General features: G+C 45.0%; 11 protein-coding genes. 1 reads left to right on the forward strand and 10 read right to left on the reverse strand.

The genetic code is table 11. The features are described 5' to 3' along the window. Positions 1-57: 57 nt before the first annotated feature. Positions 58-1,644 carry a glycoside hydrolase family 3 protein gene (locus AC0YN3_RS20045; RefSeq protein WP_475776739.1) on the forward strand — a complete coding sequence of 529 codons (1,587 nt, stop codon included), beginning with the start codon at positions 58-60 and terminating at the stop codon, positions 1,642-1,644. Positions 1,645-1,802: 158 nt separating this feature from the next. Here AC0YN3_RS20045 and AC0YN3_RS20050 read toward each other — a convergent pair whose 3' ends face one another. The 10 genes from AC0YN3_RS20050 to AC0YN3_RS20095 form a co-directional block, all read right to left on the reverse strand. Further along, the gene (locus AC0YN3_RS20050; protein WP_475776740.1) at positions 1,803-2,861 is read right to left on the reverse strand and encodes a zinc-binding dehydrogenase; all 1,059 of its coding nucleotides are present in this window, start codon (positions 2,859-2,861) and stop codon (positions 1,803-1,805) included. A gap of 105 nt (positions 2,862-2,966) precedes the next feature. Then, positions 2,967-10,778, reverse strand: a complete 7,812-nt coding sequence (locus tag AC0YN3_RS20055; protein WP_475776741.1) for an Ig-like domain-containing protein — start codon at positions 10,776-10,778, stop codon at positions 2,967-2,969. A 128-nt stretch (positions 10,779-10,906) separates the two neighbouring features. Further along, on the reverse strand, positions 10,907-12,457 hold the full coding sequence (locus tag AC0YN3_RS20060; RefSeq protein WP_475776802.1) for an extracellular solute-binding protein: 1,551 nt from the start codon (positions 12,455-12,457) through the stop codon (positions 10,907-10,909). A gap of 92 nt (positions 12,458-12,549) precedes the next feature. Then, complete coding sequence (locus AC0YN3_RS20065; RefSeq protein WP_475776742.1) at positions 12,550-13,458, reverse strand: carbohydrate ABC transporter permease; 909 nt, start codon at positions 13,456-13,458, stop codon at positions 12,550-12,552. Between the two features lie 12 nt (positions 13,459-13,470). Further along, entirely contained in the window at positions 13,471-14,370 is a 900-nt protein-coding gene (locus AC0YN3_RS20070) for an ABC transporter permease (protein ID WP_475776743.1), read from the reverse strand. Positions 14,371-14,723: 353 nt separating this feature from the next. Then, positions 14,724-15,572: a formylglycine-generating enzyme family protein gene (locus tag AC0YN3_RS20075; RefSeq protein WP_475776803.1), complete on the reverse strand. Its 849-nt coding sequence runs from the start codon at positions 15,570-15,572 to the stop codon at positions 14,724-14,726. Between the two features lie 194 nt (positions 15,573-15,766). Further along, positions 15,767-16,405, reverse strand: coding sequence for a glycoside hydrolase family 11 protein (locus AC0YN3_RS20080; RefSeq protein WP_475776744.1), 639 nt, complete (start codon positions 16,403-16,405; stop codon positions 15,767-15,769). A gap of 536 nt (positions 16,406-16,941) precedes the next feature. After that, positions 16,942-18,591: a GTP-binding protein gene (locus AC0YN3_RS20085; protein ID WP_475776745.1), complete on the reverse strand. Its 1,650-nt coding sequence runs from the start codon at positions 18,589-18,591 to the stop codon at positions 16,942-16,944. Position 18,592: 1 nt separating this feature from the next. Next, positions 18,593-19,516 carry a sulfate adenylyltransferase subunit CysD gene (cysD, locus tag AC0YN3_RS20090; RefSeq protein WP_475776746.1) on the reverse strand — a complete coding sequence of 308 codons (924 nt, stop codon included), beginning with the start codon at positions 19,514-19,516 and terminating at the stop codon, positions 18,593-18,595. Between the two features lie 475 nt (positions 19,517-19,991). Then, on the reverse strand, positions 19,992-22,436 hold the full coding sequence (locus AC0YN3_RS20095; RefSeq protein WP_475776747.1) for a tetratricopeptide repeat protein: 2,445 nt from the start codon (positions 22,434-22,436) through the stop codon (positions 19,992-19,994). Positions 22,437-22,440 lie beyond the last annotated feature (4 nt).

Here is a 22,440-nt window from a genome sequence, read left to right on the forward strand (position 1 = left end):
TGCTAGTTATCGGACTATGAATGCTCAAAGCCTACAACAAACGAAGGAGACCTGTCGATGAAATTCAGGATAAACCAAACGGAAACTGCCAAAAGCTTAGTGGGAACCCTTTCATTCAGACAATTATTGAACCAAGTATGCTGCCCGACCTATGGCATGGTTGGCAAAGAGCGGCTGGAAGAATTCGGAGCGATGTTCTTTCATCCCATGGAGCGGACAGCATTACAGCACATTATCGAACGTTTTAAAAGCGCTTGCAGCATCCCTCCTTTTATTGTTAGCGATCTCGAATGCGGTCCCGGCAATATGATACTAGGCGCGACGAAATTTCCTTATATGATGGGACTTAGCCAGGCAAATTCGGCAGAGCTCGCTTACGAGGTTGGCACAAGTACTGCGATAGAAGCCGGAGAGCTTGGCTACAATTGGACATTCTCGCCGGTGGCAGACCTCGCTGTAGATCCTGACAGTCCGGTTGTCAGCATACGAAGCGCAGGGAAGAATCCCGAGCAAGCGATTAAGATAGCCGGGGCTTATATGACAGGATTGCAGGATCACGGCATGATGGCTACGATTAAGCACTTCCCCGGCGACGGCTATTCCTCTTGGGATCAGCATCTGACGACACCGGCCATTCCGCTGGATGCCGATACGTGGAGAAACGGCCCCGGACGCGTTTTCCAAGCGCTGATCGATCAAGGTGCTATGGCGTTAATGCCAGGGCATATTGGGTTCCCCGCCTTTGACGAACCGGATGATCGCGGACTGTATCCGCCTGCGACCATATCGAAAAGACTGCTGATTGATTTGCTGAGAAATGAAATGGGCTTTGAGGGGCTGGTCGTGTCGGACGCGATTGAGATGGGCGGCGTTGTCGGCTTCATGAACTACTATGATGCTTGCGCGGCGGCACTTACCAATGGCTGCGACATGCTGCTGTTTCCCAGAATGGACGAGCGTTTCTATATTGAGATGGAAAATCGATTCCATAGCGGCAGCTTGTCTCTTGAGACTCTCCGAGACCGGGCTTGCAGAATTGTGTCGCTCAAGGAGCAATTTGGCCTTTTCCAAGACATGCCATCTGCCTCCATAAAGCGGTCACCCGATAAAGCGGCTCATGCGGCATTGGCAGAAACCGTCATGAAACAAAGCATTACGCTCGTTAGAGACCGTGCAAGTTTGATCCCCTATCCTCTGCTGCCGGAGACAAAAGTTTTACATGCCGTCATTATGAACAATCACGAGCGTTACGGGGAATTATTGGATAAGATGAAACGGGAGATTGGCCGTTATTCCGATTCGGTGGATCAATGGATCGATCCCGGTCCCGACGCCCTGTTTAAGGCCGTTGCCGACAAAGCGTACGATGTCATTTTTTGCTCCATCGGCAGCCGCCTGAGCTACGGGCTGAATGTCGTTCGGCTGCATGACGAAGTAGCAAGAAACATGATGGGCGGCTGGACAAAGTTTGATACGCCGATTATTTTTGTTTCCCACTTCCACTCTTTCGTTCATAAGGAATACGAAGCCTCGATCGACACCATCGTGAACACGTATGGGGATATCGACGGTACCGCCAGCTACCTGCTGCAGGCAATCACAGGCAAAATACCGATGAATCGAGAGCTGGTTGCCCACGATTAATAACAAAGTGAAACGGCTGTCGCCGTCTTTTGGCGGCGCGGCGCGTTTCATTCCGAGAAATATAGAGAAAGGATGGCGAAATCATATCCTTTCCTATATTTGAATAAAAGGCCGAACATGTTAACAGATCCATCTGTTACATGCTCGGCCTTTTCCTTTTATCGTTTTGAAGCCCAATCAAATACGACGGAGAAGACATCATTCGGGTGTAGACGCAATTGTTCGTATGCTGATGCTGCTTCGGTATAAGGGACAACGCGATCGATATAAAGCCTAGGATCAATCACTCTACTCCGAATAGCCTCCACGGCATTCAACCGATCTTCCGTCCCCCGGTCTCCAGGCATGAGAAGGAGAACGCCTTCCGCATTCAAGTCAGCCCTTGGATCTAGGCTTAGCTTCTCTATGTACGTGCCTTGATAGACAATGCGCGGCCAATGCCCAACAATACCTGAAATCGGGTTCACATAATACGTTTTCGGATCACGATACACATTTGGCGTTTTGCGGATCAGCTTATGGGCAAGCGTTACGCCATGCGAGGAGCCTGAAGCTTCAATAACAAGGTTTGCACCGCCATCGCAATAGGCAAGTATACGCTCCAAGGCATCTGGGTCAGTAGCCTGAACACAAGCGTGAACCCCATAACTCAAGGAACGCTTAAGTCTAGACTCCGACAAATCAACAGCAATGACCCGGCATCCTTGGTTGGCTAGAAGACCCGCGGAGAAAGCTCCAATGACGCCTTGCCCGATGACCACCGCACATTCATCCCGCTGTGGCTGCGCTGCCATAACGCCTCGCAGGCTGATCGCCGCCACTTGGCTAACGACATAGTCCAAGGGATCAGACCCTTTTGGCAGCAGAATAGGCTTATCCTCCCCTCCAACCAGATGCATGCTCGCCTGCCCTCCCCATTGCGAATAAATATCCTTCGGACCCGTTTGCGGGTTGTAGCTCAGCAGGTCGCCAACACGATAACCCTTTACATTCACGCCTATCTGGACTACCTCGCCGACAGCCGCATACCCAGGAATTAATGGAAATTTGCCAGAAGCGCCATAATGGCCACTCAGGACTCGTGTTTCCGTTCCGCTTGAAACAAAGGTATAGCGTGTTTTTACAAGCATTTGATTGTCATTCATCTCAGGTAACGTAAATGTACCGAAGCCCACCTTGTTTGTATCTTCAAATACGATTGCATGAACAGTCGTCATAGCTGCTTTCCTCCCTTTATTAACAAGCAATATGCCTATGAAACGGATATATGAAAGAAACGAAACGAAGATCCGCAGACCTTCGTTTCGTTGTCCAACATCAGGTTATATTTCAAATACGACCGTTGGATTTGTGCTAATCGCAGCTACTATTTCTTTGTAAACACCTCCATAGGTCATGCCAAACGTATACGTACCCGGCAATAACTCCTTGCTGATCTCGCCTCCGGCTGTAGTTCCCACCGTCTGCCAGCTTCCCGCATAGTAGCTCGCGCTGCCGCCGTCCAATAGATTGCCCTGACTATCCTTCAGCTGTACCTTGACCTTAACCGTCTGAAAGGCAATCACAGGGTCATTGCCTACATGCTGTACGTCCTCCCCATACGTCCCTTCATAGGTCATGCCAAAGGTATAGGAACCAGGCAGCAGCTCTTTGCTAGCTTCGCCGCCATTGGTAATGCCCATCGTCCGCCAGCTTCCCGCATAATAACTCACGCTTCCGCTGTCCATCGGATTGCCTTGGCTATTCTTCAATTGTGCCTTAACGTTGACCGTCTGAAAAGCAACCACAGGGTCGTTGCCTACATGTTGTACTTTCTCCCTATACGTCCCTTCATAGGTCATGCCGAAGGTATAGGAACCAGGCAGCAGCTCCTTGCTGACTTCGCCGCCAGCGATACTGCCGATCACCCGCCAGCTTCCTGCATAATAACTTACACTTCCGCTGTCCAACGGATTGCCTTGGCTATCCTTCAGCTGTGCCTTAACTTTGACCGTCTGAAAGCTAACCGTACGGTTAGTTCCTGTATGTTGAACTAGCTCCTTAGTAGTCCCTTCATAACTCATACTAAACGTATAGCTTTTTGCAGGAAGTCTCTTGCTTGCTCTGCCGTCAGCGCCCGTTACACCAAAGCTTTTCCAGCCTCCATCATAATAGGTCACGATGCCCCCGCTAAGCGGATTGCCGCTGCTGTCTTGAAGCTGAACGCTCACGGATGACGTAGCCATCGTAAAAGCAATCTGCTGGGAAGGCTCAACGTTTCCTGACCGATCCGTTGATCTATAAATAAAATCAACAGCACCTTGTTCATCGAACGTAACGGATGACGTGTACAGCTGCCATGTTGTTCCGTTATCCAGACTGTACTCCGTCTTCGCTACGCCAGACAGACTATCCGTGCTTGCCAGTGTGACAGCGACCGGGTTAGCATACGTACCGTTAGGTCCGTCCGGCTCCGCAGGCGATAACGAGGCTGTCGTTTGTGGAGGCATCGTATCCGTGAGGACCGGCCGAACTTCTACATCGTCCAGATAATAGGTATCGAGTGCTGAAGGTAAATCTGTGAACATGTACATGGCCATATTCGTAACCGTACCTGTCTCTTGAAGGGTATAAAGGCCTTCTAATCGCGTCCAAGACGAGGAACTTAATGGTTGAGTTGTGAAAATTATTTTTTGCTTCGTTACACCATCTAACCTGTAAGTCAATCCGATCCTCAGCACCGCGCCTGCTGTGGATTCTGGAGCCAATTTCACCCATGCCGAATAATAGTACTCCTTTTCTTTCTGGATATGAGCAGGAAAGTTGATGCTTCCAAAAGGGTTTGTCTTGGTGATCTTTAAAGACTGGCTTCCGCTGTGAGCCTCAAGCGAACTGAGCGTTCTTACAATTTCCCATCCGGAATATAGCGGTGATGTCCCCTCCATGCTCGAATCGTTGATCAAGTTGTCGCCAACTAAAGGAGCAAGCACCGTAACGACAGCCGATGCTGATTTCCCGCCTTTTGCTGACGTAACTGTAATTGTAGCTGTACCGGCACTATGGGCACGCACAGTCCCTGTCGCATCAACCGAAGCCACATGAGGTTGATCGGAGCTCCAAGTTACCGCTTTGCTCGCATCCGCCGGCAATACCGTCACGGCAAGCGCTTCCGTTTGACCCAAGGTAAGGCTTAGTGAGGTTTTGTTCAGGCTAACCCCAGTAACTTCAATCCAACCCGTATTTCCTTTGAAATAAGCCCAATCCGTCAGAACGCCTGTTAATAGCGCAGGTTTGTTCGCATTCCCAAGCAAGCTGCCAGCCTGGTTTCCAATAGAAATTTTGGTTCCCACACTTACGCTTCCAGAGAATCCATAGAGCTGGTCCTTTCTCATAATTCCTTCCGTCAATACTCTACCAGACTGCCCTGGCGCAATCGGCTCAAGCGTAATGCCTATGAAGCTCTCAGCAGAATCAGCAGGTGTCATTAATCGCAATGCCGTATTATCGGCGTCAAATGCAACAGCTGCAAATCTAGGAATGCCCACTTGTGTTTGATTCAGCAGCGTCATTTGTTTATCCGGCACCTGCGGATAGTACTCGCCCGCAGTTACATTGTATATTGCCGCATAGCCTGAAGCGCCCAATGCGCCATTTATGATATTAATAATCTCCTCATTGGTTCGTTCCGTATAATTTTCATTAAACAGGATCGTTTTGGTCGTGCCGTTCTCAAAGAGCACCTGCAACGTTTTCGGATTGACTGTAAGATCCCCGAGCCTTCTTCCAAGCGTATTATTCACTTGGATGTTGGAACTGATGCCCACTTTAATACCCGAAATATCCCAATAGCCGTATAAGTAACCCTTCAGGCCTCCTCCCCCATCACGGGTGATATAAGTGCCCAAAATATCCTCCACTGCAGTCCCGCTAACCTTAACATTGGAGCTGCTGCCCGTGGAGCTGCTGAACAACGCCAGTGCCCTACCTCTGTGACCATCTGCATAACCGATCGGCGTGCTGTTATTGAAAGTTACGTTATAGTCCGCGTGATTGGCATACTGGTTCTCAGGCTTTTGTGAAATCCAAGGGGCATCGTTCTGTAACATGTATGTTCCCACAAATTCACTGTTATTGAAGATAACTTCATCCTGGGTTCCGCTTCCTAAGGACTGGATCGTAATGGGAATTGACGTTACCGTTGACACGATTTTGCTGTTATTGATGACATTGATTTGTGGTTCCGTGAAATCCTCCCGATTGTGCACGTACCAGCCTGTAGCCTTGGAAACAAAGGTGCTGTCATAGAAAGTTTCAGATACACCGCTTCCTGAACCATAACCCCACGCATGGGAGCCGTTACCGCTAATGCCTCCCCACACCTGTGCTGGATCAAGATCCGTTGGAGGCGTAACCCCAGGATTCGCAGCTACCCAATTCTTGCGATAGTCGACCGCTTCCAGATTCCCGTAATGCTCAATATGAACATTTCGCACAATGTGGACGGCATCTTTATTTTTGCCGCTATCCTCGCTGTGAAGCGGATATCTCATGTTTTTAGCCGTAATCGTCAGGTTCTCTAGATTGGCTGTGCCTTTCAGCCACAAGGTCGATTCTTCAGTAATTTCACTATTTTTAGCCGATGCGCTGTTCTCTCCCTTCAGCCAAACAAGATCCCTATCTGTGCCACGAAGAGTTACATAAGGCTTAACCACCCAATTCTTATCGGTATACACGCCGGGATAAATCAGAATCACATATTGCTTCTCAGAGCTGCTATCCATAATGCTCTCGTTCGCCAGCTTCGGCGAGAGAAAATCACCTGTTCCATCGGGCTTCACCGTTAACGTTACCGTTTCGTTCGTTCTTTCGATGACGGTTACCGTACTGGTGGCCGTTTTACCGCTATCAACGCTTATTGCCGTAATTTGAGCGACGCCCAAGCTTCGTCCATACACGTTTCCATATGCGTCTACAGAAGCCACTTCGGGATAATCGGATTGCCAGACTACCGCTTTGTTAAACGCATCGACTGGCTGGATGACAGGCAGCAACGTTTCCGTTTTACCTTCCATAATCGACACGGAGCTCTTGTTCAGGCTCATATCCGTCACATATAGCCAAGCAGGCGTTTCTTTATAGGTAACTGGCCTAGCCTCTACATCATCCAAATAGTACACGTCATTCTCTGCTGGCGCGTCCGTAAAAAGATACATCCTGACATTCGTGACGTTTCCAGTTTCATTGATGGTATAGGTTCCGCTAACCTGTTTCCATTCCGTATTGCTCAGTGCTGGGCTCGAGAAAGGACAAAGCTGCTTCGCCGCGCCATCTAAGCTATAGGCAAGACATAACCTGATTACTTTTCCAGGATTCAGATTCGTTTGCAGCCTCACCCATGCGGAATACTCATAGGCCTTCCCTTTCTCGACGGTCACTGGAAACTGAACGCTTCCGTGTTGGTTGGTCTTCGTGACTTGCAAAGAGTGGTCTCCGCTATGATGCTGCTCCGTGCTCCGCTCTCTTATCGTCTCCCATCCGATTGGAACAGCATCCGCTTCCATACTTGGATTCGAAACCAGGTTATTCCCCTTTACGGCTACGCTTGCCGCCGTGTCCAGCGTGATGGCATCAATACCAAAGTCCCCTACCGCATTTGTTGGAATCACTTTGATTTGTCGGATCTCTCCGGTCCAGGCCGAATGATTGCTCGGGTCCCACACATACTCCCTAAAGCTCGGATCATTAGGCAATACATAGGTCGTCAGCTTATTTAATAGATTCCATTCCGTGGATGTGGACGTCTTGAAATATACGCTCGCTTCATTGCCGATCGTGTCGTTCCTAAGCTTTATTTTGATCCTCTTAACTACGGACGCAGGAAAGTTGATGTTATCTGGCGAGATCAGTTCAGGCTCACTGCCCGTTGAGGTTGCTTGATAGCTCCCGCCTGTTGCTATGCCTCCTGTCACTTGATTGTTGGTCGTCCAACCTTCCAGATTGTTAAACTCCCAAACCTTTGATGCGGTATACATATCAATCATTTCAGCAATGGGGTCCCAATTCACAACATACCCGAACGCTTGGTTGAAGAAAGCGGCCGGGATCAAAAGCTCTCCCGATGGCTGCAATACAGGAGCACTCTCCAGTGCGATACTTTGGCTATCTTTGTAGGCCGTCAGTTGACCAACCTTAAGCCTATAGATGTGATCGTCTTTCACGCCGATTAGGGTTTGTGTCGATTGCTCCCATTCCGTACTGGCACCGATCAGCTTCAGCATTTCCCCTGCCGGAACCATGACCGTTTGATTAACCAGAACCGGTTCCTCATAGAACTGGGCTTTCATACCGTCAACTTTCACATGAATACCTGTATCAGGCGAGTATACAACCCCAATGGAATCAATGCTAAAGTCCCCAAGAACCTTCATAGGATCAAACCGGATCTTACGAATTACGCCGTCCCATTTGGCATTCTTCCACATATCCACCACATAATCGGTATATTCCGTTTCGTTCTGTTCCACGAAAAAGCTTACGGATTTGCGTTCATCCCAGTTATCATCCTCATTGGTAATAAAGAACACCTGAGCCGAGGAGTTTTTATTGCTCTTCATTCTAATTTTCAGATAGGGATGATCAGAGGCCTGAATATTCAAGTGGTCCGCCGACCTAATGCCAGGATCAATGTCAATCGCTGTTCCTGAGTAGGCACCATCGCTAACCTCATCATGGATGACCTGCTTCTCCAAACTCCAGCCTTCTGAATCGCCATCCGTGTCGAACCCCCAGAACAACCCGTACTCGTCCGTCACAGCTGGTGGCGTTGGTGTCTTTAATGTTAATACTCTACCTCGCGGGTGCAAGACGTTGATTCTGTCCTTTTGTGCTTGCGTTGGCTGCACATCCGAATGCGCCGTACCACTTGTGAATACGTTCCTGATGGCATCAAGATAACCAAAGCCCGCTAAACCCGCAGGCATAATGAAATGTCCCTCTCCAAGCTCGTTCCAATTATCAAGCATCACCATTTTCTTGCCTAAGCTGCCGGCTGGCATCGATGGCTGTAACGTATCCTTCGCCCACTGTGCAACAGCTTGAAACTCCGAAGGAGTGGCGTAATAACCTTCTTGGCCTCCCCATGCCAAATCGTCTCTTCCCATGGTAATCATCGGGAGCGCATCGATGATGCCTGTATCGCGCTGCGCAATCATATAAGATTTCTGTACTTCCGCATGACCGCCCATGCTGTCCCACGAATACGCATAGACCGCATCGAATCCTGCCTGCTTTCTATCGTTCAAAGATATGGGGTCAGACGCTGAAGTGGTGATCAACAGTATAAGGTCATCGAACCCTAGCGCTTTAACGGCGTTTCTTAAGTAATCCATTTCGGCTTTTACAAGTTCCAAGCTTTGCGTGCTGCCTCCGAAATCCCGTTTGAGAGCGTTAAGGCTATAGATCGATAAGACTGGTTTATTATCAATCACCATATAACGCGGATCCTTGAAATAATATTCGATCCAGTATGGCACGATATTCGTACGGAAGTCTTCGCTATCCTTCGCTTTGGATGCCCCATTTTCCCACATAATAGCGAACTTCGTTTGGTTGCTGTATTTGGCATTGAAAAACCCGTCATGTAGCGAGTTATGCAAATAAGGCTCTTTAATCGGTACGCCATCCCCGAAAGTCGGTCTAAACCAGCATGAGACTTGATAATCAATGCCGTGCTCAACCATCCATTTGATCTCCCAATCCGCCGTCTCTGGATTTCCCTCGTCATAATAGCCCAAGTAAGGCTCACGCTCCGAATGAGGCGTAATCGTATCCCAACCGAGATGATTTCCTTCCCTCCAGATCGGACAGCCTTGAATGCCAACCGCCTGATCGGATGAGATCACAGGGTTCGGGGCAGGCACATAATCCGCTGGAAGCGGTACATCTTCATATAGCAGAATATCATCCAGCCACATCACGCCTTGTGCTGCCGCAGCTGTCTTAAATGCGATGCCGTCCAAGCTTGTCAAACTGGCTGCCAGAGAAACTCCTTGCGCTTGCTGTTTCCCATTTACGTAAATATCTGCCGTGGCATCATCCATATTCAGCTTGACCTTCACTGCATACCAAAGATTAGCCATATAATCATAGAAGGGTACGGGCTGACCTACATCATTGATATAGGAGAGTTTGCCGTTTTCAGTTACTAGCTTCATAACGGTCGTACTACCGCTTACAAGCTCTGCCGAATATCCGTCCTGCTTTTGCGGAATTAAAAGCTTGTATTCAAATACCGTATTTGCCGAAGTAGTTGGCACGCTTTTGCTCAGGCTCATCTCGCCGGTCGCCTCAGTTGAGTTCAGTTTGAGACTGAACACATCGGGTCGCACAGAGCTTTTCATTTCCTCTACCGCAATCGTTCCTCCAGCAGCAACGGTCTGCCAGTCTCCAGGCAGGTTACCCGGCATGAGGGATATGAACCTCTCATTGACTGCGTAGCCCTTGTAGATTTTAATAGGAGCGATGAACATATCGCCTTTCGATGAAGCTCCCGTTTGGATCAGCACATGATCGAGACTGGTTACTGCATGCTTGAAGCTTGCATTACCGGCTTTAAGAACACCGTTGACGTACACATCCAATGAATTTGTGTCGATATTCGCAATGACTTTCACACCATACTCCGTACCAGCAGTATAGGATTGCAAAGTCTGCATACCCCCGTTAGATGTTTCTAGGCTAAGCTCTCCACCACGTGTCACGATACTTACAGCCTCTGTATCGTTACTGCTCAGCTGCCATTTGACGCCATCCATGATCGAAGATAGCTTGAAACGGTATTCCATCGTGATAGCGCCTTCATTTTGCTCGATGAATGCTCTGCGCATAGATACTGGCAACGCGGTATTGGTATCACTCATTTTGAACCAATTCAGGTAGGAAGAGGACAGACTCCCCCCCGCTTTACGGACATCCCAACCTGAAGGCAGGACATCCATCGTCTCGTTATGGGTAAAAGAAAAACTCTCGTCAACCAGATAGCCGCTCTGTACCGGGACATCCTCTGCTTTCGCAATTGTCGAATGCAGCAAATAAATAAGTACCATTAACATACAAGCAATAATGATCTCCCCAGCGGCCCATTTCCTCTTGATCATAAATGATCACGCTCCTACTAGATTTTTATTGCATCCATTCGGCAAATCCCAAACCCAAGCTTCCCCCTTTCACTTGCTTTGCATAAAAATTGGAACCGAGTTACGAGTAGCCCGGTTCCAAGTTTTTATTACTGGTTTTGTGCTTTCCACGCGTCGAGCTGCTTCTGAGCTTCGGCTTTAATTTTGTCCAAGCCAGCTTCATTCAAACGTTGCTTCATTTCTCCCAAAAATTTATCATAATCTGGCATTGAGCCTGTAATTAGAATAGGAAGCATTTCCGCATATACAGCATTTACCTGAACCGTTTCCGATTTGACGGCTTCCCCATTGAACAGAAACCCGAGGATGGACGACGTTTTTGCTTCATTATTATTTTTTTGCATTAACTCCAGAGATGCCTTGGAATTCCAGCTGGAATCCCACTGATCCCAGAGAGGCCCGAGCCAGTTATGCCAAATCGCCCAGGTTTGTTCCGCTCCGCTCTTCGCATCTACGGAGATGTCATCCGTGCCTGCACCTGATTTAACCGTATAGTTCTTTCCTTCTAGCCCGAAAGCAAGCGTGTTGGATAGCTCTTTATCTTTCCAGACGAGATTGAGCAGCTCCATCGCTTTTTCTGGATTTTTTGACGTCTTGCTGATGGCCGTTGCAGCCCCCACCATATTACTTGTGGATATGATCGGATAATAGACAAGCGATTCCACAGTCGGGAAACCAAAAAGGGCAGTCGATTTCGAACCATCCTCCGAATAACCGCCTGAATCACGCATGATTGCGTATTTCCCGGATTTAGCTTCAGCCGTGAAGTCCGTTTTAACTCCGGCATCCTTGGCTACATACCCTTTCTGATAATAGTCATGCATAGTCCGATAATTGTTGACGTATTGGGGAATATCGATTTCAAATACGAGCTTGTTTGCTAATTCATCATACCGAATCCCTTTGGTTACGATGGTATGGTCAGCAATAAAGTCACCAGCTGCTGAAACGGTTTTCGTGACAAGCAATGGCGTTATCGTAGGCTCATTTTTCTTGATCGTTTCTAAATACGGCTCAAGATCCTGCAAATTTTTGATTTGCTTATAATCCACATTGTATTTCTCTACCAAATCTTTTTTGAATACAATGCCTTGCGGCGTGGTAAAAGGTGACTGCGATGGGACCGCCATAATCTTGCCATTATAAGTGACGGCTTTCCAAGCACGCTCATCCACTTTTGCGAGGATATCCTGTCCATATTGCTTCAAGAGATCATCCAGTGGCAGGAACGCGCCTTTCTGCACGTTCGAATCGATTGGATTCGTCCAGTTTGCCGTAAATACAAGATCGTATACTTCGCCGGAGGCAGACATCAATTTCATTTTGTCTTCCCAGCTTGCTGCATCAATAAAGGTAAAATTCAGATTTGCGTTTACGGCTTTATTAATCGTTTTATTCGCTTCCGCTTCAATCGCTTCTTGATCCTTCATCGTATCAATCGGTTTTCGCATATACCAACTAACATTGACTAGCTCTTCCGCTTTCTCGGCTGTTTCAGTCGTCTTCGGTTCTGCGGTAGCTGCATTCGTGGCATTGGGCGTCTCACTGTTACCCGAGCTGCACCCGCTAAGAACCACCGTACCAACCATCCCCATCATAATCATGCCGCTTACCATTTTCTTTGTCTTTTTATTTCCCATACTCACAAACATGCCTCCCTTAAAATATGATGTTTTCTTATATATAACAGACACATGAGGAAGATCCATGCGCTGGAAAACCCTTTTTTTCACTACCCTTTTACAGATCCGACCGTCAGGCCTTGCACGAAATAACGCTGAAAGAAAGGAAAGATGACCAGCATCGGTCCTGCGGCAAGAATACACATCGCCATCCGCGCGCTTAAACTCGGCACTTGCTGTCCTGGCTTAACCAGACCGTATTGTATCGCTTCCGCACTATTCAAGAACTCCATGTTTCGCAGCACGCGAATGAGTAAATATTGCAGCTTCATCTTATCCTCATGATCAATGTACAACAGAGTCAGCCACCAGTCATTCCAATACTGCAAAACCAGGAATAAGCCGAGTGTCGCCAATGCTGGTTTACTAAGGGGAAGCACAATGCGCGTGAAAATGGTAAACTCGGTTGCTCCGTCTATTTTGGCTGATTCAAATAGAGCATCAGGAAGCGTTTGCAAGAAGCCCCTCATCAACAACACATGCCAGCCTGTGATAAGGAAAGGGAGAATAAGCGCCAAGAGGTTATTTTTCAAATCAAGCCAGCTGACCATCAAAATATAGGAAGGAACTAGCCCGCCTTGAAACAGCATCGTAAAGAACACGAAAAATGAAAGCTGTTTGCGATAAGCATAGTCTTTCCTCGAAATGGTGAAGGCGAAACTTGTTGTAATCCACAGCCCTGCCACAGTCCCAATTGCCGTTGTCAATATCGTCACCACATACGCATTGAGCAAGACACCGGGATTATGGAGAATAACTTGATATGCCGTCAAATCGAACTGCTTCGGCAGAATCGAATACCCTGACAAGAGGATATCCGTTTCATTCTGGAAGGAGGTTCCTATAATGACTAGAAAGGGATACAAGCAAGCGATACATACAACGATAAAAATACCATGAATAATCCATGTACTGAGCTTAAAGGGTGAGCGGGTGTTAGAGAGCCGAGGTGTCAACATGAGACATTCTCCTTAAAATAATGAATTTTCACGATTAATTTTTCTCACGATATAATTCGTCAATATGACCAAGGTGAAACCGACCGTAGATTGGAAGAAGCCAGCTGCCCCAGCCATGCCAATATCGCCCATATCGACTAAAGATCGATAAACGAAGGTGTCAATTACATCCGTCGTTGAATACAGAGAAGACGAATTCAGGGTTACATTATAAAATAATCCGAAATCGCTATAGAAAATTTTACCGATCTGTAAAATAACCATCATAATAATAATCGGTTTAATGATCGGAATCGAGATGGAAATCGCCTGCCGCAGCTTGCCTGCCCCGTCTATTCTGGCCGCTTCGTAATACTCCGAGTCCACGCCCATCAGCGCCGCATAATAGATGACCGCTCCGTACCCAAGCCCTTTCCAAACCGCTCCGATGATGAGAATAAAAGGCCAATATTTCGGCTCGTTATACCACATAACCGGCGCAATTCCAAACATCTCCAATCCCTTATTCAGAACGCCATATTCCATATCGAGGAGTGCGCGGAAGGCAAACCCTGCTACTACCCATGAGATAAAATAAGGAATGAACAACACCGTCTGGTAAACCTTCACAAATCGCTTACTGATCTCCCGAAGCATCAGCGCAAATGTGACTGAAATCATCGTACCTAACGCAATGAACGCCAGGTTATAGAGCAGTGTGTTTCTCAGCACGCGTTGTATGACATCGCCCTTAAATAGAAACTGGAAATTGTCAAAGCCTACCCACGGGCTATTCCAAATCCCAAGATCATATTTGTAATCTTTGAAGGGAAGCAATAACCCGTAAAGCGGTACATAGTCAAAAATAAACAAAAGCGCGATACCCGGAAAAGCTAATAAGGTTAAACTGAAATTCTTTTTAAATGTTCTCATGTACCTGCCCCTTCTTGTTGGAGTGACTGTGATGATTGCGTTTGCGATACCCTTACTGTAGATAATCGAGCCCTGGATGTATATTATGAAAACTGTCTTTACCTTGGAAAAATGACTTTCTTGCCGAGGAATGGGCTGCGATTCCTGCCGTTATATTCGAAAATTGCACAATCGCTGGTCTGATTGGAGTTAGTGAAGACAAAAAGAGCTCAAATGGCTGCATAGCAGTCATTTGAGCTCTTTAGAAGTGCATGGATTTTTGAATGCATCTATGAATTTATTCGATGGGATTCTTTATATGGATTGCTCTGTTAAGCAACGTATGCTCCAATCTAATTTCGGGGTTTTATCCTTTATTCGTCACGACTCACACGAAAGCCTTGATCGGGCCCCAAGCCATTCGCCTCAAAATTGCTCAGATAAGATAACTCGCCAACATCGCCCAACCAGCCTCCGCCCTTCACAACTCGTGTAGAGTTACTATTGCTTTCCGAGTCTCCAAACCCATTCCAGCACCATTCCCTTACATTGCCTGACATGTCGTAAAGGCCTAACTCGTTGGGCTTTTTGGTACCAACAGATTTTGTTTGGTTATGGTTGTTTTCTACTATCGGCCAGTTCCATTCTCCTGATAAAATTTTATCTCCGGCGTTTTTCCAATACCATGCTACATCATCTGCATAATCGCTTCCGCTGTAGATGTAACTCTTGCTCTTCTGACCGCCACCTGCGGCATATTGCCACTCTGCTTCTGTCGGCAGCCGGTAACCATTAGCTCCTGCATGGATCGTTACCGTCCATTTTAAGTGATCATTTTCATTTGTATTTTTCGGATCCTTTTTATTCTTGTCTATGGTGTAATACGGTGTTAAGCCCTCTTTTATACTTCTATTATTGCAATACTCTACAACGTCATACCAACTCACCATTTCTACTGGCAAATTGTCGCCTTTAAATTGTGAGGGAGTACTCCCCATGATCTCCATCCACTCTTTTTGAGTTACCTCATATTTGCTAATATAGAAGTTCGATACTGCTACCTTTTCCCCATAGTAGTTGGACTTCTTGTTCATAAACGGTCCGCCCTTGACTAAGACAAAGTTATCAGGCATATGATCCAACGTTTTATCAGCCTTTTCCTCCGAACAAGCGCTGACAACAACCATAATTGCTAAGATAAGAAAAACGATTAGTTTTCTCATTGTGATATCTCCTTTAAACTTTTCAGAAAAATGATAGGCCATAATGGGCTACAATTCTCCTCTGGCAACATGGAGAACCGTTCCTCTTTCGGAAAACGGTCCTCCATGTGTCCAAAAATGTCAAAAGATTAAGTACTTTCTCCAGACACTAGATTCATCGGGCGCCAATCAGTTGCCAGCTTGCAGTTGACCTGTTACCAAACAGTTACGTTGGAGCTGCCACTGCTTTGATATCCTTCTGTCGCTAACACCTGGTAGGACCAGCTGCTTCCCAGGTTCATTCCTTTACTCTGCCATGCACTTACGTGGTTGCTAAAAGTGATAGCGACGTTACTGCCTGTCGCTCTCTTAGACTGGCGGACACTCCAGAACTGGGTGAACGTTTTTGTTCCGTCAATGGAAGGCGCGTTGACTCGTTGCGTCGTATAAATATCATAGGTTCCTCCATCACTGGACACCGTTCCTTTAAATGTTCCTGTAGGTCTATAAGTGCCCCAGCTATCAACAACGTAATATTCTATGAGTGAGTTTCTAGTCCATCCATAGAGAGTCAAGTATCCATTGCCAGATGGCGCAAAGACGCCGGCATTATAGTTTATTGTTCTAGTTGGCGATCCGGTATTCCAGCCTTTACCAACAACAAAATTTCCGGTGTTTGACCAGCTAACACTGTAATTTCCACCAGATCCATTAGTAGCATTAACTGTCCCGCCACCATCGGTCCAATTTTGCCAGTAGTCTGTCGCTGCACTTGCGGATACTGCAAACAAACTGGAAATACTCATTGATGCTGCAATAACTAGCGTAAATACTTTCTTTTTAAACTTAAGCATAAATTACCTCCTAAAGTTTTTGTATTTGTCGCTGCTTGCCTACATACGACTTGAATATTGCCTTTTGTTAATCTTTCTACTTTTCGTTTTTGTTGGTCGTTCGCCTAGCAGTACAGCAAGTAACTTGCCTTGTTTCATAACGTAAACTCTGTCCCCCTATCTTCAAAAAATTTTTCATTTAAGTATAATTTCAAGACGATTCATGTCTTGAATAACTAAATTATAGAAAGTAAGCGCATACATTACAACTTAACAAATTATAGATTTGCCCCCACATATTAACTAATATTTCTAACGAGAATACAAAAAATGTTTATGCCGTGGCTTATTTCAACAAACGTTCTTGTATTTCTTCCAACGCATGGCATTGATTCATCTTGCGTTCCAACCTGGAATAGCAAGATGCTTTTATATACTTATATATATATGAGCAGAAAAAGCCGCCTTCCAATTGATTGGAGGGCGGCTTCTTGAATACGATTTCGTATGAACCGATCTATGCTTTTCTTAATGTCCTGACCGAATTCAACCTGAAACTACACTTGAATGAGAGCCTTCACCACAATTTTCACGGCAGCACTAGCCGCTTCTTCGATCGAATTGCTGTTTACGGCTACATCGATTGGCAAGAAGGCTTGGCCGATGATTTCTTGCGCAATGGTTTGGTCGTTGCCGTTCGTAGAACTGGCCAGTACCAATGCAATAAGTCCCGCATTGTTTAGCAATGTGGCATAACCCGCGATTTGCCGCACAGATTCTCCTAAGCTGTTGTCGATTAGCATCGTATGATAGCCTCTCGCTACCAACCGTTTCTCGATTTCCTTCGCAAGAGCCGAGTTGTCCGCTACCGAACCAGTTAGCCAAAGGGTTAATGGCTGCTGTCCTTTTTGCTGGGCACGAACGTCTCTTGTAATTTCCGTATCGATTCCGTTCGTATTGTAAGAGCTTTGAAGAGCTTCGTCAATGACGCCGCATGCGGATGTCATATTCGTTACGCGATCGATGAGAATAAATCCGCCGATGCTTTTATTTTTTTCAAACTTATCAAAAACAATGCCATCCGCTAATGAAAATTCACATTTAGCCACTTCATTCTTAACCACATGGTCGGCTGTAACCGTATTGCCTGTATTAATATCGATTTTGTGATTAATTGCCGTCACGGTACCAGGAAGAACTTTTGTGCCTACCTTCACCAAAATATCTTTTCCCGGCGTCAGGACAGAATCATCCATCCAAAGAATCGTAGCGCTAAAGCTGTCAGCCTCTTGAAGCTGATTGTCCTTCGTAAATACGCAGCCTCGTGAAACGTCGACTTCCCGATCCAATTGAATCGTAACAGGCTGTCCGGCATGAGCCGAATTCCTGTCTTGGTCTGTTACAAAGATGCGTTTAACCTTCGCCTTCTCACGGCTAGGCAGAGTTGTCAGTTCATCGCCAACTGCGATGCTGCCGGCTTCAATCTGGCCTTGGAATCCGCGGAATGTGTGGTCAGGTCGGCATACCCGCTGAATCGGCATCATAAATGGCTTAACGTCATCGTTCGCATGAACGTCAACGCTCTCCAAGTAGGGCAGCAAAGCAAGACCCTCGTACCATGGCGTATTCGGCGATTTCTTTGTAATATTATCCCCTTCTGTTGCAGAAACAGGGATCACCTGAATGCTTTCAAACTGGAATTCAGTGGTGAGGCGAGAGAATTCTTCTTTGATTTCATCAAATATCTTCGTATCAAAACCAACCAAATCCATTTTGTTTACCGCCAAGACCAGATGTTTAATCCCCATGAGCGCGCAAATTCGGGTATGGCGCTTCGTTTGAGTAATAATTCCTTTGGTTGCGTCCACCAGAATAACGGCAAGATCCGCGAAGGATGCGCCTACAGCCATGTTGCGCGTATACTCTTCATGCCCCGGCGTGTCCGCTACAATGAACGAACGATGGTCCGTCGTAAAATACCGAAATGCTACATCTATCGTAATGCCCTGCTCACGCTCGGCTATCAGCCCGTCAAGAAGCAAGGAGTAGTCAATTTTTCCGCCTCGGCTGCCGAGCCTGCTGTCCAGCTCCAATGCTCTCTCCTGATCGGCGAACAAAAGCTTAGCCTCATAAAGCATATGCCCAATCAAAGTGGATTTGCCGTCATCTACGCTTCCGCAAGTAATAAATTTAAGCAGACTTTTCATCTTAGAAATAGCCCTCCCGTTTACGTCTTTCCATGCTGCCAGACTCTTCCTGGTCGATAACCCTTGTTGTCCGTTCGGATGATACCGCACCAAGCGTTTCTTCAATAATAGCATCCAGCGTGTCCGCATCTGACTCGGCACCGCCAGTCAGCGGGTAGCAGCCTAATGTGCGAAATCTCAATTTTATCATTTCAATCTTCTCGCCCGGCTCGAGCTTCATCCGCTCATCATCCGCCATGATAATCTGTCCATCGCGATTAACGACTGGCCTTTCTTTGGCAAAATAGAGAGGCACAATATCAATGTTCTCTCTGCGAATGTATTGCCAGATATCTTTTTCCGTCCAGTTGGAAATCGGGAATACGCGGATGCTTTCACCCTTATTAATTCTTGTATTGTACAGCTTCCACATTTCCGGCCGCTGATTTTTCGGATCCCAGGCATGGTTTTTATTGCGGAATGAGAAAATCCGCTCCTTCGCGCGCGACTTTTCCTCATCGCGTCTTCCACCGCCAAAGGCAGCTGTAAATCCGTACTTGTCCAAGCCTTGCTTCAGAGCTTGGGTTTTCATAATGTCCGTATAGGCGGAACCATGATCGAATGGGTTGATCCCTTGCTCGATCCCTTCCTGATTGGAGTGAACAAGCATCTTGATTCCGAATTCTTTCGCCTTGCGGTCGCGGAATTCAATCATCTCTTTGAACTTCCACGTTGTGTCGATATGCATGAAAGGAAACGGCGGCTTCTCCGGATAAAATGCTTTCAGCGCCAAATGCAGCATCACGGAGCTATCCTTACCGATCGAGTACAGCATCACGGGATTTTCGCATTCCGCCGCTACTTCTCGAATAATATAAATCGCTTCAGCCTCGAGTTGATCTAGATGTGTCGTTTCATCTATGGAATCAAGCGTCAATTTGTCCATGAAAAAAGTGCCTCCCTTTAATCCTTACTAAATCTATAGACTATAATTTATATCCTATCAGATTTTCACTTTAATGCAAAGTGGAATTAAGTTTTTTCTTTATTTTTAAAGGCTTTGGTTTTCATTAATAAGGCTAACAAAACTGCGTAAAATTCACCGACTAGAAGGTTTCTGCCTCTGGCATGCTGCGAAAAAAAGCAGTTCTCCGTATCAGAAGAACTGCTCCCTCCTAGCCTCAATACTACCCTGTTTGAATTTCGTCTTGCTACTCGGTAGCAATTTGTTGAATGCTCACCTTGAGACGCTTGTTATCCGCATCAAAAGATTGCTTCTCCGCTGGACTTTTTCATCAGTATGCTAATCGTGATACTGGTCTGCCTTTTGCAAATGTTTCTCCGTATTCTCGGGTATGCGATTACAAGTAAGTTCCGTTATCCACCTGGGTATCCGGTTTAAGGCACATATGTATTTAGAATTAGAATACTATATTTGCATACGGTAAAACACTACTACGAATATAATCTTCTATCATAATGGTTGTTTCATGTTCTTTACCAAGTACTTTTCTACTTAGCGTTATTGCTTTAGAGAGTAATTTAATTCCTTTCTGCGTTCTCTTTGTCTGCAAATAAAATACGGAAAGTGAATAGTAAGATTCAATCGTATCCTTATGTTCGTCTCCAAAAACTTCTATTGCTGAATCCAAAGCTTGTACTAATAATGGTTCGGCCTTTTCAAACTTCTTTTGCGCATTATATAACACGCCAAGATTATTTATCGAACCAATTGTTTCAGGGTGCTTAATCCCCAGTATTTTTTTCCTAATCTTAAGTGCATCCTTTAAAAACGCTTCTGCTAAATCATACTCCGCTAAACTCAGGTGCAAGTTGCCTAAATTAGAGTAGGACGCTGAAAAATCAATATGATCTTCTTTCAAGTGCTTCTTTCTTAGACTTATTGATTTTTCAAGCATTTTTTTCGCATTTTCATATTCCCCAGTTCTACTTAAAACCATACCTAAATTGTTATAAATTGCAGCAATCTCACAAGGGTCAATAGAAACAATTCTTTCTGAAATATCTAACGATTCGTACAATAAAGGCTCTGCCTTATCAAAACGATGCATTTCCATAAATAGAGTAGCTAGATTATTAAGAGAAATTGCTACATCGGAATGTTCTGAAGTGAAAATATTTCTTCGAATATCCAATGCATCTTTAAAACATTTTTCAGCCCACTCATAATTGCCTAGTTTCGTATATACATGAGCTAATGCATCAAGAATACTTGCAAATTGCTCATGTTGTGTGCCAGTAGCGTTATTTGTAGTCTTTAAAGATTCAACTAATAAACTTTCGGCTTTTTCAAATTCGCCTAATTCAGTCAATAGCGTAGCAAAATTCCCCATTGAGGTTGCCACGAACAGACCTTCACTTCCGTAAAAACTGGTTTTGATATCAATGACTTCAATAAACAATACTCTTGCTTTCTCATAATCACCTAATGCTTGATATAGTTGAGCTAAATTATCTTTCAAGGTCAGTAAAAGTTTGCTTTTAGAGCCGAATTCCGCTTCACAAACTGCTATCGAGCTCAGATATAACACTTCAGCTTCTGCATATCTACCTTGATCTTTGTACAATCCAGCTAAATTGTTTTTTGTTATTATTGTTTCTTTTGAATATATCCCGAAGGCTTCTTTTCTGATTTTTAAGGCTTCCAGATACATACTCTCTGCCCGTTTAAAATCATTAAGCACCAAATTAAAAAAAGAACCCAATTGATGATATAAAAAAGATACTTTACCAATTTCAATTTTTTGACAATTTCCATGGTTGGCTATTGAATAAATTTGATCAACCATGTTTTTATAAGTCATCCAACCCTTTTTGTTCTCGATTTCGTAATCTAAATGATCATATACCAGATTAACTAAAAAACTTATCCACTTCTTAGAATCAGTAGACACCTGAATAACTTCTTGCAATAATCGATGGATGCTTATTTTGTTTGATGAATACTTAATAAGCGAGTACTCTTTTAATTTATATATGATTTCATTGAACTCTAAAGCATTATTTACTTTTTCAGATAAGGGGTCACCCAAATACTCTGATAAAGTAGTAAAAAACAAGATATCAACGCCATCAGCATATAAAAACGCTAGGATGTCTAGTAATTGCTTAGAACTATCATCATATATTTTTTCTATTGAAATTATCCATGTTGTTGCAACTGAATAATTATATTTTAATGGTGGATACTTTTTCAAAATTTCAATTCTGAATTCATCAAATAAATCCTTATATTCATCATAAGAAATGCTGTTGTTTATTATATATGCAGAAGCTTGTTCCAAAGCCAATGGAAGATGACCTAGTGCAGCTAGCAGTCTATCCAATCCAGATTCATTTTGCAAATTAGTCCTATTTCTCATAAAGACAGGAGCTTCTACTTCACTAAATACATCAATCTCCAGAACCATACCAAATTCGATCCAATTCGTATTCCTAGAAGTAATTATTATATGTCCTTGTGGATTTATTGGTAGATAATCATATATTTGCTTTAGAGTCTCAGCATTATCAAAAATAAATAACCATTTTCTATTTTGGCTTGCCCAACTGTTTATTGATGATATTATTATCTCAGAATCTTCAATATTACTGTCAATCAACCCCATTTTGTATGCGAAATCTCTATAGCCATCAATAATAACCTTGGGATCTTCAGCTTCCATCCACCAAACAATATCATATTCAAAACCATATTCGTATATATACTCTAAAGCTATTTGAGTTTTACCGACACCTCCAGTACCAGTTACTATCTGAGAAAAACTAGAATCATTATTCCTAGTAAATTCAGTTTTGATTTGATCAAGAATATTTGACCTCCCTGTAAAATACTTATTACGCATTAAT

This window comes from Paenibacillus sp. J22R232 (assembly GCF_056269165.1).

Bases quoted from the DNA above. Each gene is read 5' to 3' on its own strand.
- AC0YN3_RS20045 (WP_475776739.1), top strand. From the start codon at position 58: ATGAAATTCAGGATAAACCAAACGGAAACTGCCAAAAGCTTAGTGGGA.
- AC0YN3_RS20050 (WP_475776740.1), bottom strand. From the start codon at position 2,861: ATGACGACTGTTCATGCAATCGTATTTGAAGATACAAACAAGGTGGGC.
- AC0YN3_RS20055 (WP_475776741.1), bottom strand. From the start codon at position 10,778: ATGATCAAGAGGAAATGGGCCGCTGGGGAGATCATTATTGCTTGTATG.
- AC0YN3_RS20060 (WP_475776802.1), bottom strand. From the start codon at position 12,457: ATGGGAAATAAAAAGACAAAGAAAATGGTAAGCGGCATGATTATGATG.
- AC0YN3_RS20065 (WP_475776742.1), bottom strand. From the start codon at position 13,458: ATGTTGACACCTCGGCTCTCTAACACCCGCTCACCCTTTAAGCTCAGT.
- AC0YN3_RS20070 (WP_475776743.1), bottom strand. From the start codon at position 14,370: ATGAGAACATTTAAAAAGAATTTCAGTTTAACCTTATTAGCTTTTCCG.
- AC0YN3_RS20075 (WP_475776803.1), bottom strand. From the start codon at position 15,572: ATGAGAAAACTAATCGTTTTTCTTATCTTAGCAATTATGGTTGTTGTC.
- AC0YN3_RS20080 (WP_475776744.1), bottom strand. From the start codon at position 16,405: ATGCTTAAGTTTAAAAAGAAAGTATTTACGCTAGTTATTGCAGCATCA.
- AC0YN3_RS20085 (WP_475776745.1), bottom strand. From the start codon at position 18,591: ATGAAAAGTCTGCTTAAATTTATTACTTGCGGAAGCGTAGATGACGGC.
- cysD (WP_475776746.1), bottom strand. From the start codon at position 19,516: ATGGACAAATTGACGCTTGATTCCATAGATGAAACGACACATCTAGAT.
- AC0YN3_RS20095 (WP_475776747.1), bottom strand. From the start codon at position 22,436: ATGCGTAATAAGTATTTTACAGGGAGGTCAAATATTCTTGATCAAATC.